At 65.6% G+C, this 15,900-nt stretch carries 12 protein-coding genes; 5 read left to right on the top strand and 7 right to left on the bottom strand.

Features of this window, described 5'->3' with window-relative positions; genetic code table 11:
* Positions 1 to 3: 3 nt before the first annotated feature.
* Complete coding sequence (locus tag HBH1_RS09185; protein WP_102662495.1) at positions 4 to 2,631, top strand: EAL domain-containing protein; 2,628 nt, start codon at positions 4 to 6, stop codon at positions 2,629 to 2,631.
* A 46-nt stretch (positions 2,632 to 2,677) separates the two neighbouring features.
* On the opposite strand, the gene HBH1_RS09180 is transcribed toward HBH1_RS09185, so the two are convergent.
* Entirely contained in the window at positions 2,678 to 2,977 is a 300-nt protein-coding gene (locus HBH1_RS09180; RefSeq protein WP_102662494.1) for a hypothetical protein, read from the bottom strand.
* A gap of 95 nt (positions 2,978 to 3,072) precedes the next feature.
* On the bottom strand, positions 3,073 to 4,299 hold the full coding sequence (chrA, locus tag HBH1_RS09175; RefSeq protein ID WP_102662493.1) for a chromate efflux transporter: 1,227 nt from the start codon (positions 4,297 to 4,299) through the stop codon (positions 3,073 to 3,075).
* A 253-nt stretch (positions 4,300 to 4,552) separates the two neighbouring features.
* Between chrA and HBH1_RS09170 the strand changes: the two genes are divergently transcribed.
* Both HBH1_RS09170 and HBH1_RS09165 read left to right on the top strand, forming a co-directional pair.
* The gene (locus HBH1_RS09170) at positions 4,553 to 6,772 is read left to right on the top strand and encodes a TonB-dependent siderophore receptor (protein ID WP_102662492.1); all 2,220 of its coding nucleotides are present in this window, start codon (positions 4,553 to 4,555) and stop codon (positions 6,770 to 6,772) included.
* Positions 6,772 to 8,085 (top strand): PepSY-associated TM helix domain-containing protein, encoded by a 1,314-nt coding sequence (locus HBH1_RS09165; protein ID WP_102662491.1) that lies wholly within the window; start codon positions 6,772 to 6,774, stop codon positions 8,083 to 8,085. The genes HBH1_RS09170 and HBH1_RS09165 overlap by 1 nt, the downstream gene beginning before the upstream one ends.
* Here HBH1_RS09165 and HBH1_RS09160 read toward each other — a convergent pair.
* From HBH1_RS09160 to HBH1_RS09140, 5 genes are all read right to left on the bottom strand, one after another.
* Positions 8,019 to 8,228, bottom strand: coding sequence for a DUF4880 domain-containing protein (locus HBH1_RS09160; protein ID WP_102662490.1), 210 nt, complete (start codon positions 8,226 to 8,228; stop codon positions 8,019 to 8,021). The two genes, HBH1_RS09165 and HBH1_RS09160, sit on opposite strands and share 67 nt — an antisense overlap.
* An 82-nt stretch (positions 8,229 to 8,310) precedes the next feature.
* Positions 8,311 to 8,868: an RNA polymerase factor sigma-70 gene (locus HBH1_RS09155; protein WP_102662489.1), complete on the bottom strand. Its 558-nt coding sequence runs from the start codon at positions 8,866 to 8,868 to the stop codon at positions 8,311 to 8,313.
* Between the two features lie 24 nt (positions 8,869 to 8,892).
* Positions 8,893 to 11,328: a TonB-dependent siderophore receptor gene (locus tag HBH1_RS09150; RefSeq protein WP_102662488.1), complete on the bottom strand. Its 2,436-nt coding sequence runs from the start codon at positions 11,326 to 11,328 to the stop codon at positions 8,893 to 8,895.
* 134 nt (positions 11,329 to 11,462) lie between these two features.
* Positions 11,463 to 12,512 carry a FecR family protein gene (locus HBH1_RS09145; protein WP_102662487.1) on the bottom strand — a complete coding sequence of 350 codons (1,050 nt, stop codon included), beginning with the start codon at positions 12,510 to 12,512 and terminating at the stop codon, positions 11,463 to 11,465.
* Positions 12,513 to 12,535: 23 nt separating this feature from the next.
* A complete protein-coding gene (locus tag HBH1_RS09140; protein ID WP_006462213.1) occupies positions 12,536 to 13,057 on the bottom strand; it encodes a sigma-70 family RNA polymerase sigma factor in 522 nt (173 codons plus the stop codon).
* A gap of 371 nt (positions 13,058 to 13,428) precedes the next feature.
* On the opposite strand from HBH1_RS09140, the gene HBH1_RS09135 reads away from it, so the two are divergent.
* Positions 13,429 to 14,127, top strand: a complete 699-nt coding sequence (locus HBH1_RS09135) for an HAD-IA family hydrolase (protein WP_102662486.1) — start codon at positions 13,429 to 13,431, stop codon at positions 14,125 to 14,127.
* 171 nt (positions 14,128 to 14,298) lie between these two features.
* Positions 14,299 to 15,858 carry an ABC transporter substrate-binding protein gene (locus tag HBH1_RS09130; protein ID WP_369878607.1) on the top strand — a complete coding sequence of 520 codons (1,560 nt, stop codon included), beginning with the start codon at positions 14,299 to 14,301 and terminating at the stop codon, positions 15,856 to 15,858.
* Positions 15,859 to 15,900 lie beyond the last annotated feature (42 nt).

The following is a 15,900-nucleotide window of genomic DNA, read 5'->3' as shown; positions in this document are numbered from 1 at the left end:
AACATGTCGGCCAGCAATCCGCCTGAGATACAGGCAAGGCAGCCGGGCCAGGGCGCGGCAGCGGGCGGGCGGCGCAAGGGGTGGCGTCCATGGCGCCTCCTGCTCCTGTTGTGCTGCCTGCTGACACTTTCCGAAGGCCAGACCAGGGTGCTGTCCGTCGGCGTCTACCAGAATCCGCCCAAGATCTTCTTCGACAGTGCCGGCACCGCCTCGGGCCTGCATATCGACCTGCTGCGCCAGATCGCCAGTCGCGAGGACTGGCAACTGCGTTTCGTGCCCTGCGAATGGCAGACCTGCCTGCAATGGGTGGAAAACGGGCAGATCGACATCCTTCCCGATGTGGCCTGGACCGAGCAGCGTGAAAAAGTGCTGCAATACTCCGCCGTGCCGGCGCTCTACAGCTGGTCCATCTTGTATCGCAACCGGGCCGTGGTGATCGATTCGGTGTTCGACCTCAAGGGCAAGAAGATCGGCCTGCTCGACAGCTCGGTGCAATCCGGTTATTTCCGGGCCTTGATGGACAATTCGGGGATCAAGCTCACCCTGGTGCCGTTGAAGAGCGTGGAAGAAGGCTTCCGCATGACTGCCGCCGGCCAGATCGATGGCATCATCGCCAGCCAGCAGGCCGGCGACATGCTGGCCGACCGCTATCACCTGGCCGACACCAGCATCGTGTTCCAGCCGGTCAAGCTGTTCTTCGTGAGCAGCAAGCAACAGCCCCCGGAGACCCTGGCGGCCATTGACCGCGCCCTGTCACAGTGGCAGGCCGATCCGCAATCCATCTACTTCGATATCCTGCGCAAGTGGGGCCGTGGCGCGACCTCGCTGCCGACGTATATGTGGTGGTTGCTGGGCGGTGCCCTGGCCCTGCTGGTCTGCGCCTTGCTCATCGCCGCCTACCTGCGCCGGGAAGTCGCCCGCCGCACCGCCAGGCTCAGGCAAAGCGAAGCCTCCCTGCGTATCGCGGCGGCGGCCTTCCATTCCTCGGAGGCGATCTGGGTCATGGGCGCCGATCGCAGCGTGCTCGATGTCAATGCCGCCTTCACCGAGCTGACCGGGTATCGACAGGGCGACCTCGACCTGGATGCCCAGGGGATGCCGCCCTGCCGGCTGGAGCAGGAGGACCGGGATTTCCGGACCAGCCTGTGGAGCCTGATCCAGAGCCAGGGGAAATGGCAGGGCGAGCTCTGCGTACAGCGTCGCGGTGGCGACGAATTCCATGCCGTGCTCACCCTGACCGCGGTGAATGACCCCGCCGGTGGTGTAAGTCACTATGTCGGGACACTGCTGGACATCAGCAGCCAGAAGCGCCTGCAGGAGGAAACCCGTCAACTGGCCTTCTACGACCCGCTCACCGGTCTGCCCAACCGCCGCCTGCTGCTGGAGAAGATCCAGCCCGCCAGCCATCCTGGCCAGCCGGCCACCAGCAGTCAAAGCGTAGGGGCATTGTTCTTTGTCGACGTCGACAACTTCAAGGACCTCAATGATGCCCTGGGCCACACCGTCGGCGACCAGCTTCTGCAGCAGGTGGCGCTGCGTCTGCAGAACCTGGTCGGCCGCACCGGCATGGTGGCGCGTCTGGGCGGAGACGAATTCGTGGTGCTGCTGGACGCACTGCCAGCACAACAGGCCCAGTTGCTGGCCAGCCAGTTCGCCCAGCGCATCATCGACGCCATGCAGGCGCGCTTCGACTTCCATGGCGTCGGCCATTTCGCGACCTGCTCGGTCGGCGTGGCATTGATGCAGGACCCGCATGCCAGCGTGCAGGACCTGCTGCGCCAGGGTGATCTGGCCATGTACGCGGCCAAGAAGGCGGGACGCAATACCTTCTGCCTGTTCAGCCAGGAAATGGAATCGGCCCTGCACTTCCGTACCGGCCTGGAGAACGACCTGCGCCGCGCCATCGAGAATGGGGAGTTCAGCCTGCACTACCAGCCACAGCGTGACCAGGCCGGTCGCCTGATTGGCGTGGAAGCCCTGGCGCGCTGGCACAGTCCGTTCCGGGGCCCGGTCTCGCCTGGTCTCTTCATTCCCGTGGCGGAGGCCTCGGGCCTGATCCTGCCACTGGGCCATTGGGTATTCGAGCAGGCCTGTCGCCAATCCGTGCGCTGGAACCGCAGCGACAACGGCAATCGGCCACCGGTGGTCATCGCGGTCAATGTGAGCGCGCTCCAGCTGCGTCAGCCGGATTTCGTGCAGGACATCCTGCGCACCATCGAAGAGACCGGCGCACAGGCTACCCACCTCAAGCTGGAGTTGACGGAGTCGGCCATGGTGGAGGACGTGCAAGCCACCATCGACAAGATGCTGGAATTGAAGCGCCATGGGCTGACGCTGGCGCTGGACGATTTCGGTACCGGCTATTCCTCGCTGTCGCTGCTCAAGCGTCTACCGCTGGACCAGCTCAAGATCGACCAGTCCTTCGTCCGTGAATTGCTGGCCACCCCCAGCGATGTCGCCATCGCCAGGAGCATCATCGCCCTGGCCGATGCGCTCGGTCTGGAAGTCATTGCCGAAGGCGTCGAGACCCGCGAGCAGCAGCAATTCCTGGCGGCCCTGGGCTGCACCCGCTACCAGGGCTACCTGTTTGGCAAGCCGGTACCGGCCGAGCAGTTCGACGGCAGCTATTGATCACACGGGATAGGCCATGACGGCCGGCGGCCGCCAGTGGCGACGTTCAGTGGGCGGCGCTGCGATCGGCCAGCATCAGGTATTCGGCATGCAGGTGAGCCGCTTCCAGCACCTTGCGGCATTTGTCCCGGTCGGCCGGGACGCCGGCGAGTTCATGCTGCAGCAGCTGTCCGATGATCTCGCTGGCCTCGGCCGCTTCGGTGCCGGCCGTCTGCATCGCCAGCAGGCAGTTCCTCACGGTGGCGCGCACCAGTTCGGCGACCGGTTCATCCTGTTCGGACATGTCGCACAGCCGGACGATGATGCCCAGATGGCGGCGTGCGATGCTCATGGCGTTGGTACACATGGTCCCCTCCTTATCGTGGATTCACGATAGACCGACGACCACGCGCACGCCATCAGGCGTTTCCTGATTGCAAGCCCGGCAACAGCCGCCGGGATTCAGAGCACCTGCAGCAGGACCCCGCCCAGCGCCAGGATCACCACCACCGCCAATGGCGGCAGACGCCAGGCCATCAGCAGCACCATGCCGGTCACGGCCAGCGCAAAATCGCGGGCATTGAACACTGCACTGGTCCACACCGGGTTGTAGAGCGCCCCCGCCAGCAGACCGACTACGGCGGCATTGGCCCCGCGCATGGCGGCCTGGGCCAGCGGCCGTTGCCGGAAGTCGTCCCAGAACGGCAGCGCGCCCAACAGCAGCAGGAAACCCGGCAGGAAGATCGCCAGCAGGCATAGCACGGCACCTGCCACGCCATTGGGGAAGGCTTGCATCACCGTGCCGAGATAGGCCGCAAAGGTAAAGAGCGGACCCGGCACCGCCTGCGCGGCACCATAGCCGGCCAGGAAGACATCGTTGGAGACCCAGCCGGGACCGACCACTTCGGCCTGCAGCAAGGGCAGCACCACATGTCCACCGCCGAAGACCAGTGAGGCCGACCGATAGAAGGCATCAAACACCGAAACAGCATGCAGCCCGGACCACGTCGCCACCAGCGGCAAGCCGGCCAGCAACAGCAGGAAGGCAGCCAGGCAGGCCAGGCCGACACCGCGCGACACGCCGAATCCCAGTTGTCCCCGGCGAGTCACGGCAAGGTCGCGACAGAACAACAAGCCGGCCACGGTACCAAACAGGATGGCGGCGATCTGGCCCACGGCGCTGCTGGCGCCGACCACGATCATCAACGCACCCAGCGCGATGCTGATGCGCTGGCGGTCAGGCGTGATGGTGCGCGCCATGCCCCAGACGGCCTGCGCCACCACGGCCACGGCCACGATCTTCAGACCGTGCAGCAGACCGGTACCGAGGACACCCGACATGCTCCCGGCGACCAGGCCAAAGACCAGCAGCAACAGCGCCGATGGCAAGGTGAATGCCGCCCAGGCTGCCAGGGCGCCCCACGGGCCGCCTCGCAACAGGCCCAGGGCGAAACCGACCTGGCTGGACGCCGGGCCGGGCAGGAACTGGCATAGCGCGACCAGATCGGCATAGCTGCTTTCACCAATCCAGCGGCGGCGCACCACGAGTTCTTCCCGGAAATATGCGAGGTGCGCCACCGGTCCGCCGAAGGAGGTCAGCCCCAGCTTGAGGAAAACACGCAGTACCTCGCCGGCACTGCCGCGTGCTGCGCGGTCATCCTGGGATATCGGGTCTTCGTCGAGCGTCATTACGCAAGAACTCACTTTCTGGATGTCGATGGCATCTGCCCCCCGCAGGCTGCGGTGTCGGCAGGCTGGCTATCATAATGCAGCCGCTCGAACCTACCAATGGCAACTGCAGGCGGCGGCTAGGCGGTGCCGTGTTTCGCCGCTCGGACTCCCTTCTAAACACAAACACTTCTCATTCGTCTATCAGAGAGCGCGCCATCCGGCACGCGCCAGCCCGGCTGGCGACCCCTCCTTGCGTATTTCGCTCTCGACCATGACCAACCGATATAACAACAAGCTCCCTTGCCCTACCCTGCGCCCGCGCCTGCTGGTGCAGTCCCTGCGACTGGCCCTGCTCGGGTTATCGGCAACCTCCTCCGCCTGGGCGCAGAACGACCCTGCCAGTACGGCCCTGCCACAGGTCACCGTCACCGCCACCGAAGAAGAAAAGGCCACCGGCCCGGTGCACGGCTTCGTCGCCCGGCGCAGCGCCACCGCGACCAAGACCGACACCGCCATCACCGAGACCCCGCAATCGATCTCGGTGGTGACGGCCGACCAGATCGCCACCCAGCAGGCGCGCACCGTGGCCGAGGCCCTGGGTTATACCAGTGGCGTGCAGGTGTCCACGGGGGCGTTCGCCATCGTCGATACCGCCTCGCTGCTGCGCGGCTTCGCGCTCAACAATGGCGGCTCCTTCTATCGCGATGGCATGCTGACCTCGTCCAACGCCAGCTACAGCCGCTATGCGCCCGAGCCCTATGGGCTGGAGCGCATCGAACTGCTGCATGGCCCGGCCTCGGTGATGTTCGGCCAGAATTCACCGGGCGGGCTGATCAACGTGGTCTCCAAGAAGCCGACCACCACCGCGCTGCACGAACTGCAGGTGCAAGTGGGCAGCTTCGACCGCAAGCAGGTGGCTGGCGATTTCGGCGGCGCCCTGGATGCCGCCGGCGTCTGGTCCTATCGCCTGACCGGCCTGGCGCGCGACGCCGGCACCCAGGTCGACGGGACCGTGGACCGCCGCCTGTTCCTGGCGCCGGCCATCACCTGGCGCCCGGACGAGCGTACCGAATGGACCGGCCGCTTCGAATACCAGCGCAGCGAGGGCCTGTCCAACAACCTGTTCCCGGCCAGCGGCACGGTCAGCCCCAATCCGAACGGCCAGATTCCCACCAGTACCGCGCTGGGACGCACCGGCGACAACAATGAGCGCTACGAGAACTGGTCGCTCAGTTCGCTGTTCTCGCACCAGTTCAACGAGGTCTGGAGCTTCCGCCAGAACCTGCGCTACACCGACTACAACGGTACCCGCAACAACCTGCGTTTCGCCGCCTTCTTCCCCGCCACGCAGTCGGCGGTGGCAGCGCTGCAGCGCTGGCGCCTGGGGACCGGCTCCAATACCTTCACCGCCGACCACCAGTTGCAGGCCGACTTCGGCACCGGCCCGCTCAGGCACAAGGTCTTGATGGGCCTGGACCTGCACCATACCGCCGGTACCGTGCGCGGCTACGTCAGCCCCAATACTGCGGCCGGTTATGTGTTCTCCAACATCTACACCACCAGCTACGGCAACCTGCCGGCGGTGGCCGAGAACTACAACCTGCGCACCCAGGATGACCAGATGGGGCTCTACCTGCAGGACCAGATCAGGATAGGCGAGCGCTGGATCCTCTCGGCCGGGCTGCGCCATGACCGCTCCGACCAGAAGGTGAGCAATGCCATCGCCCGTACCGTCACTGACCGCAGCGACCGCGCCAATACCCGCAACCTCGGCCTGGTGCATGAGATGGCGGGGGGCTTCTCGCCCTACCTGAGCTACACCGAGTCCTTCACGCCCACCACCGGCCTGAGCTATGGCGGTGACATGCTCAAGCCGGAACGGGCCAAGCAGTACGAGACCGGCATCAAGTACGTGCCACCGGGGACCAATGCGCTGTTCACCCTCGCGGTGTTCGACCTGCGCCGGCAGAACGTGGCTACCGCCGACCTGGCCCACGCCGGCTACTCGATCCAGACCGGCGAGGCACGCTCGCGCGGGGTGGAATTGGAAGGCAAGATGTCGCTCGCCGATGGGTTGAACCTGACCTCCAGCTACAGCTATACCGATGCCAAGGTCACCAGCAATACCTCCAGCAGCAGCGCCACCAGCACCGTGGGCAAGGCCTTGCCTGGGGCGGCCCGTCACAATGCCGGCGTACTGGTGGACTATGGCTTCCAGCGTGGCGCCATGGCCGGCGCCCATCTCTCGGCCGGGGTACGTTACATCGGTCGCTCCTATGGCAATGCCCTCAACACCTTCGAAACCCCGGCGGTCACCTTGCTGGACTTCGGAGCGAGGATGGACCTGGGTCGCATCAACAGCGAGTGGCGCAATATCGAGCTGGCGCTCAAGCTCAACAACGTGACCGACCGGGTCTACGCGTACTGCTCCGAACTGTGTGAATACGGCGCCCGTCGCACCGGACTGCTCCAGTTGACCACCCGATGGTAATGCGCCCCACCCTGGCCGGCCGGGCCAGCGCCTGGCTGTGCCGCCACGCACCTGGCCGCCACACGCTGGTCCTGTTGCATCGCTGGAACGGCCTGGCGCTGGCCCTGTTCCTGCTGGTGGCCAGCCTGACCGGTAGCCTGCTGGCCTTCGAAGACGAACTCGATCTGTGGCTGGCGCCGGAGTTGCGCCTGGCGCATCCGGCCCCGGGCCAGCCGGCCTCGGCCATGCTGGACCCGTACGCGTTGCGCGAGCGGGTGGCGCTGGCGCTGGGGCCACAGGCCGATGTCAGCCAGTTGATCCTGCATCCGCAAGCGGGTCGTACGGTACGTTTTCTGGTCGGCCCGGCCATCGACCGCGCCACCGGCCAGCCCTTCCGGCTGGGGTATGACGAAGTCCTGGTCAATCCCCATACCGGAGCGATCCAGGGGCTGCGAGACCGCCAGAGGATCAGCCTGGAACGGTCGGCACTGATGCCGCTGGTGTTCAACCTGCATCACTCGCTGGCCTTGCCGCGCGTGGCCGGGGCCTTGGTGATGGGGGTGGTGGCCACGCTGTGGACGCTGGACTGCCTGGTCGGGATGATCCTGACCTGGCCACGGGGTCGGCCTTTCCTGACGAAATGGAAGCCGGCCTGGCTGGTCAAGTGGCGGGCCGGTTTCTATCGCGTCAATCTCGACCTGCATCGCGCCTTCGGCCTGTGGTGTTGGGTGCTGCTGCTGATGCTGGCCTGGTCCAGTGTGATGTTCAACCTGCGCGACCAGATCTACCTGCCGGTGATGTCGCGTCTGCTGCCCTTCGATTACAGTTGGCGCCCCGCGCCGCCCCTGGCCCATGCGTCACCACTGACGGCGGGACCACCGATGTCCTGGCCGCAGGCGCATGCCATGGCACGCCGGGCCATGGCCGGTTTCGCCAGCCAACGCGGACTGCAGATCGACTTCGAGGAAAGACTGAGCTATGACCGCCGGCGCGGGGTGTATGCCTACATGGTCCACAGTAACGCCGACCTGCGCAGCGACGTCGGCAATACCGGCCTGCTGATCGATGCCGCCAGCGGCCAGATCCGTGGCCACTGGCTGCCGACAGGCGACCGCAGCGGCAATACCTTCAGCAACTGGCTCGGCGCGCTGCACATGGGCCATGTGTTCGGACTGCCCTGGCGTATCGCGCTGGCGTTGCTGGGATTGGCGGTGAGCCTGTTGACGGTGACCGGCGTGGTGGTCTGGTGGAAGAAGCGCGGCGCGCGTCAGCCACGCTCCCCGGGGGCGGGAATGAAGCCCAGTGCCAGCCACATGGTGCGGGCTTCGCGATAGGCGGCCAGATGGGCGGGGTCGGCTTGCAGCCATTGCTGCAGGGCCTGTTGTTCAGGCTGGCCGAGCCCGTCCTGTTCGTGCTCGCGCATCACCCAGGAGACGGCGGTCTGCCACGACAGGGAAGAAGCGGAAGGCTGGGACATGGAGGACGGATCGATGGAACGAGGCGCAAACACCGGAAAAAAACACGCCACCCAACAGGGCGGCACGAGTGCGCATCATAGCCTATCGCTCCGTCCCATGGCAGGTCGTGCCGGCTTGCAGCTGCGCGCGGCAACTGTCCATGGCGTCACGGATCAGGAAATTGACCAGCGTGGCCGATATCCCCAGTTCGGCGGCGATCTCGCGCTGGCTCATGCCGCTCAGCCGATACAGTTCGAACACCCGGCGCGTGCGCGGCGGCAGGCTGGCCAACGCCTGGCTGATCAGTGCCAGCGTCTGGCGGCTGATGGCGATGGCTTCCGGTCCCTGCGCTTCTTCGTGTACGGCCTGGCCCTCTTCCTCGACGGCGAAGACATCGCTCTCGAAGGCGCTGCGGCGATGACGATCGATGGCCAGGTTGCGCACGATGCGCAGCAGGTAGGCCGAGGGCTGGCGGATATCGAATCCGGCCGGGACTTCGCTGATCTTGAGGTAGGCATCCTGCACCACGTCCTCGGCGCGATGCGGGCAGCCCAGGATGCGCAGCGCCGCATCCCGCAGGCGCCGCCTTTGGCCGATGAAATGCTCGCGCAGGTCCGATGCCGCAGCGTCGTGGTGAGGTGTTGCCTGCCTGTCGTGCATGGTGGTCGGTCCCCTTTCCTCTGGCTACCAGCGATAGCGGGCGCTCAAGAGCGCCATCCGTTCTTCGGCCCAGAAGCAGGTCAGGGTCGGCTCGGCCAGGCAGGAGGTGCTCTGGCGGTTGGTCAGGTTGCTGATGTTGAGCGCATAGCGCCAATGCCCCTGGTCCAGCCGCAACATGGCGTCCAGCAGCAGCACGGCGGCATTGCGCACGCTGTTGTCGGCATTGGCGTAGTTGCGACCGACATAGCGCACGCCCCCTCCTATCCCCCAGCCGGACCACGCCGCGCCCGGGGTGTAGTCCAGCCACAGGCTGGCCGCATGACGTGGCACCAGCACCGGCGACTTGCCTTGCAGGGCGGGATCGACATGGCGCGTGTTGATGGCCTGGGTGTAGGCGTAGGCGGCCGCAATGTTGAGACCTGGGTGCAGCCTGCCCTTGGCCTCCAGTTCCACCCCGCGCGGGCGGACCTGGCTCTGGGTGAGATAGGCATTGGCGTGTTGCGGGTCGGCGGTGAGCACGTTGTCCTTGCTGACCTGGTAGAGGGCGGCGGTATAGAGCAGGTGCTGCCCCTGTGGCTGGAACTTGAGCCCGACTTCCAGTTGCCGTCCGTAGGCTGGTGCAAAGGGCTGGCCCGCGGCGTCCTGGCCGGCTTGCGGCAGGAAGGCGGTGCTGTAGTTCAGATAAGGCACCAGACCGGGCGAATGGGTCCAGGCCAGGCCCAGGCGATGGCTCCAGGCGTGGGCGCGGCTGTCCAGGCGGGACGGCCCGATGTCGTTGCGAGTGCTATCCGTGACGCGATCATGGCGACTGCCCAGGGTCCATACCCAGGCGCCATCGCGGATCTGGTCCTGGACATAGACGCCGGTCTGGCGCATCTCCTCGTGCAATTGCGCATAGAGGGTGGAGGCCAGCGCTATGGGCATGCCATAGACCGGCTGCGCCAGGTCCAGCGCGGGCGCCGTTCCCCGGTAGCGCTGCTCGTCCTGTCGCATCTGCATCAGGTCCAGCCCCAGCAGCACGGTATGGTCGAGCGGCCCCTGCTGCCAGCGGCCTTGCAGTCGGGTATCGAGCTGGGTACTGGTCAGTTGCGTCTGATAGCGGGCGCTGCTGCGTGAGAGCAGGCTACCGCTCACACTGACCGGGTTGAGGACCGAGTAGTCCGACTGCAGCGCCGCGTGGCGGAAATTCTGTTGCAGGCGCCAGCTCGCATCCAGCCGCTGGTCCAGCATCCAGCCCAGCGACCATTGCTCGCCCCTCTGATGATCCGTACCGGGGTCGCCTACCAGCGTATGGGTCAGGCTGCCGTCGGGACGTACCGCCGTCCAGCGGCCGCTGCCACTGCGGTCGCGCAGGTAGTCGGCCAGCAGGATCAGATGGCTGTCGCCGCTCAGCTGCAGTTTCAGCGAGGGTGCCAGGTACAGACGGTCGTTGGGCACGGCACTGCCATTGCCGTAGCTGAACTGGGTATTGCTGTCCAGCGCCAGGCCCACCAGGCGGCCCTGTACCCGGCCTGCATCGTCCAGGGTAGCGCTCAGGTCGGCCGCCAGCTGCCGCCGCTGGAAACTGCCGATACCGGCCTGTATCTCGTTGGGCGCATCGTCTCCGGCCACCTTGCTGATACGGTTGACCACCCCGCCCGGATCGGCCTGTCCGAAGCTGGCCGAGACGGCGCCGCGCAAGACTTCGACCCGTTCCAGCCCATACGCCTCGGTGCGGAACATGCCGAAGCCGGCCACCGGCTGACGCAGGCCATTGAGGTAGTTGCTGGTGTTCTGGGCATTGATGAAACCGCGCAGGTTGAAGTAGTCGTAGCCGCGCGGATCGACGCCATGCGTTTCGGTGTTGGCGCCGGGCATGTAGCGCAGCACGTCGAGGATGCTGTCGGCGCCGCGTGCTTCCATTTCGGCACGGGTGACGACCGACAGCGATTGGGCGATCTCTAGCAAGGGGGTGGCGGTGCGGGTGGCGCTCTGGCTGGCGGCAACGGCGTAGCCTTCGCTGCCCTCGGCGAACTCGGCCTGTTCGCCACGACCGTCGATGATGACGTCCTTCAGACGTTGCGTCTGCTGGCGCACCGGCATGGGCGCGCCGCCTTCGCCCATGCCGGTGCGCCATTGCAGGCCATAGCTGCCATTGGCCGCACGTACCGCCTGCAGGCCGCTACCGGCCAGCAACTGCGCCAGGCCATCCTCCACCGCCAGCGTAGCGGCCAGCGCCACTACCTGCCGGCCCTGCACCATGTCCGGCGCATACGACAGGGTGATGCCAGCCTGGCGGGCGAAGTGGTTCAGGGCCTGTTCCAGCGGTCCGGCGGCGATCTCATAATGGCGTCGGTCCTGCGCCATGACCCCGGCCGGCCACAAGCCCAGGCCGCCGAGGGCCAGCAGCAGCGCCATCAGCGCCATGCGCGTGATGCCGGCGGTGCGGGAGTTCAGGGACAGGAATGGAGTGGAGGGCATGCGCAAGCGGTTCGATTCGTCGGGCTACACTGGGATGCCGAACGAGTCCGCCAAAACCCGTAAGCGGAAGCGAAAAAAACTGGCCCGGCCCGATCAGCCCGCGCGGCGCACTGCCTGGCCCGCTGCCTGACTCACTAGCCGGCCGCCGCCAGCCTCGCCCAGAACCGCGTGCGTCGCTGCACGACCACCGGCAGTGTCCGGGTCAGCGAGTCCAGGGCCGCGTCGCTGTCCTGCAACTGGAAGACGCCGGACACCCGCAAGTCGGCCACCGCCGGATCGCACAGCAGCCAGCCATGGCGATAGCGGGCCATCTCGGCAAGCAGGTCGCCCAGCCGCATCTGGCGCGCCACCAGGGTCTGTTCCAGCCAGGCCGTGGGGTCCATGGCGGCCGTCACGATGGCCTGGCGCGCCAGTTGCCCCTGCGCATCGATCTCGACCATCTCGCCGGGGAGGATGAGCTCGCGCATGCCGCTGGCCGTCTGCACCGCCACCTGCCCCTCGATCACCGTGAGCCGGGTACTCTGCGCCTGCTGGCGCACATCGAAACGCGTTCCCAGTGCCTGCAGCAGCGCTTGCCCGGTCCTGACCCGCAAGGGTCGATATTGCGCGGCCTGGGCATCCTTGCCGGTATCGACGAAGATTTCGCCGTGGCGCAGCACCAGCAGCCGCTGCTCCTCGTCGAAACGGACCTGGATGTGGGAGTCAGTGTTGAGCGCCAGATGGGTGCCGTCACTCAGGCTGAGCCGACGCTGGGCGCCGGTGGCCGTGGTGTAGCCATCGGCCTGCAACAGGTCCGGCAGGTCCAGCAGGCCCGCCTGGCGCGCCGCCAGCGACGCCACGGCCAGTCCCCCCAGACCGAGTGCGACACCGCCCAGCCAGCGACGGCGTGACTGCCGCTGCTGGCGGCTGCGGGACAGTCGCTTGAGCGGTCCCTGCCATTGACCTGCCGGAACCGGCAGGGCCACCAGGCGCTGGAACTGTTCTTCAGCAGCCATCAGATCACGCCATACCTGCGCATGACAGGGGTCGGCGCGACACCAATGCTCTATCTGCGCCTGCAGGTGGGCATCCACACCATGGCGCCCGGCGTCAGCCCGCAAGCGGACCAGCCAGGCGATGGCCTGGTCGAGGACCAGGGGATCGACTGCGGGCGTGTTGGAGCTGGCTGGCGGCGAGGCAGGCATGGCGCGGGCACAAATGCAGGCGGCTAGCCCTGGAGCGACTGCCGCATCAGATAGCAATGGCGGATCGCGGCGGCCATGTATTTCTCCACGCTGCTCAGCGACACCCCCATGCGGGTGGCGATCTCGGGATAGCTCATCTGCTCCAGGCGCGACAGCAGGAAGGCTTCGCGCGCCCGGGCGCCCAGGCCTTCGAGCATGGCGTCGATGGCCGCCAGCAGTTCGATGAGCAGCATCCGCGCTTCCGGCGAGACCACCTCCGGCTCGGGCAGACTGGCGATGGCCTGCAGGCAGGCACGCTCGACCTCGTCACGGCGCACCTTGTCCACCACCAGCCCGTGTGCGATGCGGCTCAGCCAGGCACGCGGTTCCCGCACCTCATCGAGCGCACGTGGCTTGCCGAGCACGCGCAGGAAGGTGTCCTGGGCCAGGTCGGCGGCGTCGAAACTGCTGCCCACCCTGCCCCGCAACCATTGCTGCAGCCAGCGGTGATGCTCGCGATAAAGCATCTGGAAGCGCTCGGCATCGGCGAGGGGCGGGACGGACATGGCGGTGACAAGAATTGACTTAGATAATAATAATTCTCATTTTAATCTGGTATATGAAGTTTTACAACGCGCGCCAGGCCCGCTGCATGCGCTGCATGCGCTGCCTGCGCCGCCTGCGTCGTGCACTGCACGTACATCATCGATCTCCCTCTCCATTCCGACAGCGCATCATGCGGGTTTTGACAAATCGGCAGCAGTCGGACTGTCACAACATGCCGTTGCGACCGTGCAGAAAAAAATTCTGTGCGGTTTGCTCGCCCCACTTCGGAAGAAAGCTCGGCCATTGCTCCGTATGCTCAGGTTGTCGCACCTGTTTTCATCTGCAGTCATCTCTCCCCCCTCCCATCGCCACCTACTTTCTGGAGCAGGACATGTCTTTGCAGCACTTCAAGGTACTCACGTTTGATGTCGTCGGCACGCTTATCGATTTCGAGGGAGGCATGCTGGCCTACCTGCGCGAGGCGGTTCCCGACAGCAAGATCTCCGACGAAGATTTTCTGACGGCCTACCGCGCCGCGCGCAGTGACGGCAATACCGGTTGGTATCCGGACGACCTGGAGCGCTGCTGGCATGTCATTGCGCCCGGTCTGGGCCTGCCCGACAGCGCCGAACTGGCTCGCGGCCTGCGCGATTCGGTCGCGCGCTGGCCTGCCTTCCCCGATTCGGTACAGGCGCTGCAACGCCTGCGCAAGCATTTCAAGCTGGTCACCATGACCAATGCACAGCACTGGGCGCTCCAGCATTTCTCCCGCACCCTGGGGGAGCCCTTCGATCTGCTATTGAGCTGCGACGATGCCTTGTGCGAGAAGCCTGATCCGCAATATTTCGCCTATGCGCGTGGCCGCTTCGAAGGCCAATGGGGCTATCGCACGGCCGACAACCTGCATGTGGCGCAGAGCCAGTACCACGATATCGGCGTTTCCAAGCGTCTGGGCATCACCACCTGCTGGATCGAGCGTCGTCACGACAAATCAGGCCCGGGCGGCACGATAGCCTCCCAGCACACCGTTCCCGATTACCACTTCCATACCTTGGCCGAACTGGCCGATGCCGTCGACGCCGGCCGTTAAGCCGCGCCCTCTGGCCCAGCCAGAGGGCAGCAGTTCATCCGGGAACAGGCCAGCCGCTACGCGCGGCCGACCGATGTCCTCACGCTTCAACCACCAGGGAGTTGCACCATGGACGACAACAGCAAGAACAACAACGACCTTCTCCTCAGCGCCAGCGACACTGCCGGCCTGATGGAATGCATGAAACGCGGCGCCAGCCGACGCGACATCCTCAAGATGCTGCTGGCAGGCGGCATGCAGGCGACATTGGCGGGCGGCCTGGCCAGTAGCGCCATCACTGCCTATGCCCAGACGCCACGGCGTGGCGGCCGGCTGCGGGTTGGCGGCGATACCGCCTCGGTCAGCGATACGCTGGACCCGGCCAAGCAGTCCAACAAGACCGATTATTCGCGCGGCACCATGCTCTACAACGGCCTGACCGTACTGGATGCCACGCTCACGCCACAACCGGCGCTGGCCGAATCCTTCAGCAGCAAGGATGCCAAGGTATGGGTATTCAAGCTGCGTCGTGGCGTCACCTTCCACGACGGCAAGCCGCTGGCACCTGCCGACGTCGTGTTCTCGCTGATGCGTCACAAGGACCCGGCCACCGCCTCCAAGGCCAAGACTCTGGCCGACCAGATCGACAGCGTCAAGGAGACCGGCCCCAATGAAGTGACCGTTACCCTGGTGGCGCCCAATGCCGATCTGCCGGTGATCGTGGGGACCTTCCACTTCCATATCGTCAAGGCCGGCACCACGGATTTCAGCGCCGGCATCGGCACCGGCCCTTACAAGCTCAAGGAATTCAGCCCGGGCATCCGTTCGCTGGTGGTCCGCAACGACAATTACTGGATTCCCGGCAAGCCCTATCTGGACGAGATCGAGTACGTCGGTATCGGCGATGAGAGTGCGCGCGTCAATGCACTGCTCTCGGGCGGGATGGATCTGGTGGCGAACCTCAATCCGCGCTCCATCGAACGGGTCAAGGGCAGTCCCGGCTTTGCGGTACTGGAAACGCAGTCGGGTGCCTACACCGATCTGATCCTGCGCAAGGATGTGGGTCCCGGCAGCAATCCGGATTTCGTGCTGGCCATGAAGTATCTGATGGACCGCGAACTGATGCGCAAGAACATCGCCCGTGGTCACGCCGTGCTGGGTAACGACCAGCCCATCGACCCCACCAACCGGTTTTTCCTCGCTGGTCTTCCACAACGCCAGATGGACCTGGACAAGGCCAAGTACCATCTGCAGAAATCCGGCGTGAGCGGCAAGGTGCCGGTCGCCTGTTCGGTGGCAGCAATGTATTCGGTCGATATCGCCACGGTGATGCAGCAAACCGCGCAGCGCATCGGGCTGGAACTGGAACTCAAGCGCCTGCCGCCGGAGGGTTACTGGTCCAACCAGTGGCTCAACAACCCGGTCGGATTCGGCAACGTCAACCCGCGTCCGAGTGCCGATGTCTTGCTGACGCAATTCTTCCAGTCCCAGGCGGCGTGGAACGAATCACGGTTCAAGAGCGAGCAGTTCGACCAGTTGCTGACCGCGGCCCGGGCGGAGATTGATCTCGGCAAGCGCAAGCAGATGTATGGCGACATGCAGACCATCATCCATGAACAAGCCGGCATCGGCATCCCGATGTTCCTGGCCAGCCTGGACGGCTACAGCAGCAAGCTCAAAGGCCTCTCGCCCATCCCGCTGGGGGGCATGATGGGATATTCCTTTGCCGAGCATGTCTGGCTGGACGCCTGAGCAAGACTTGCGGTGATCCGGGGCGCGTCGCCTGCAAGGGGC

This window comes from Herbaspirillum sp. BH-1, assembly GCF_002870055.1.
Lineage (GTDB): Bacteria > Pseudomonadota > Gammaproteobacteria > Burkholderiales > Burkholderiaceae_D > Herbaspirillum > Herbaspirillum frisingense.
The sequence above is the reverse complement of the archived record's forward strand: the minus strand, read 5'-3'. Positions and strand labels throughout refer to the sequence as shown.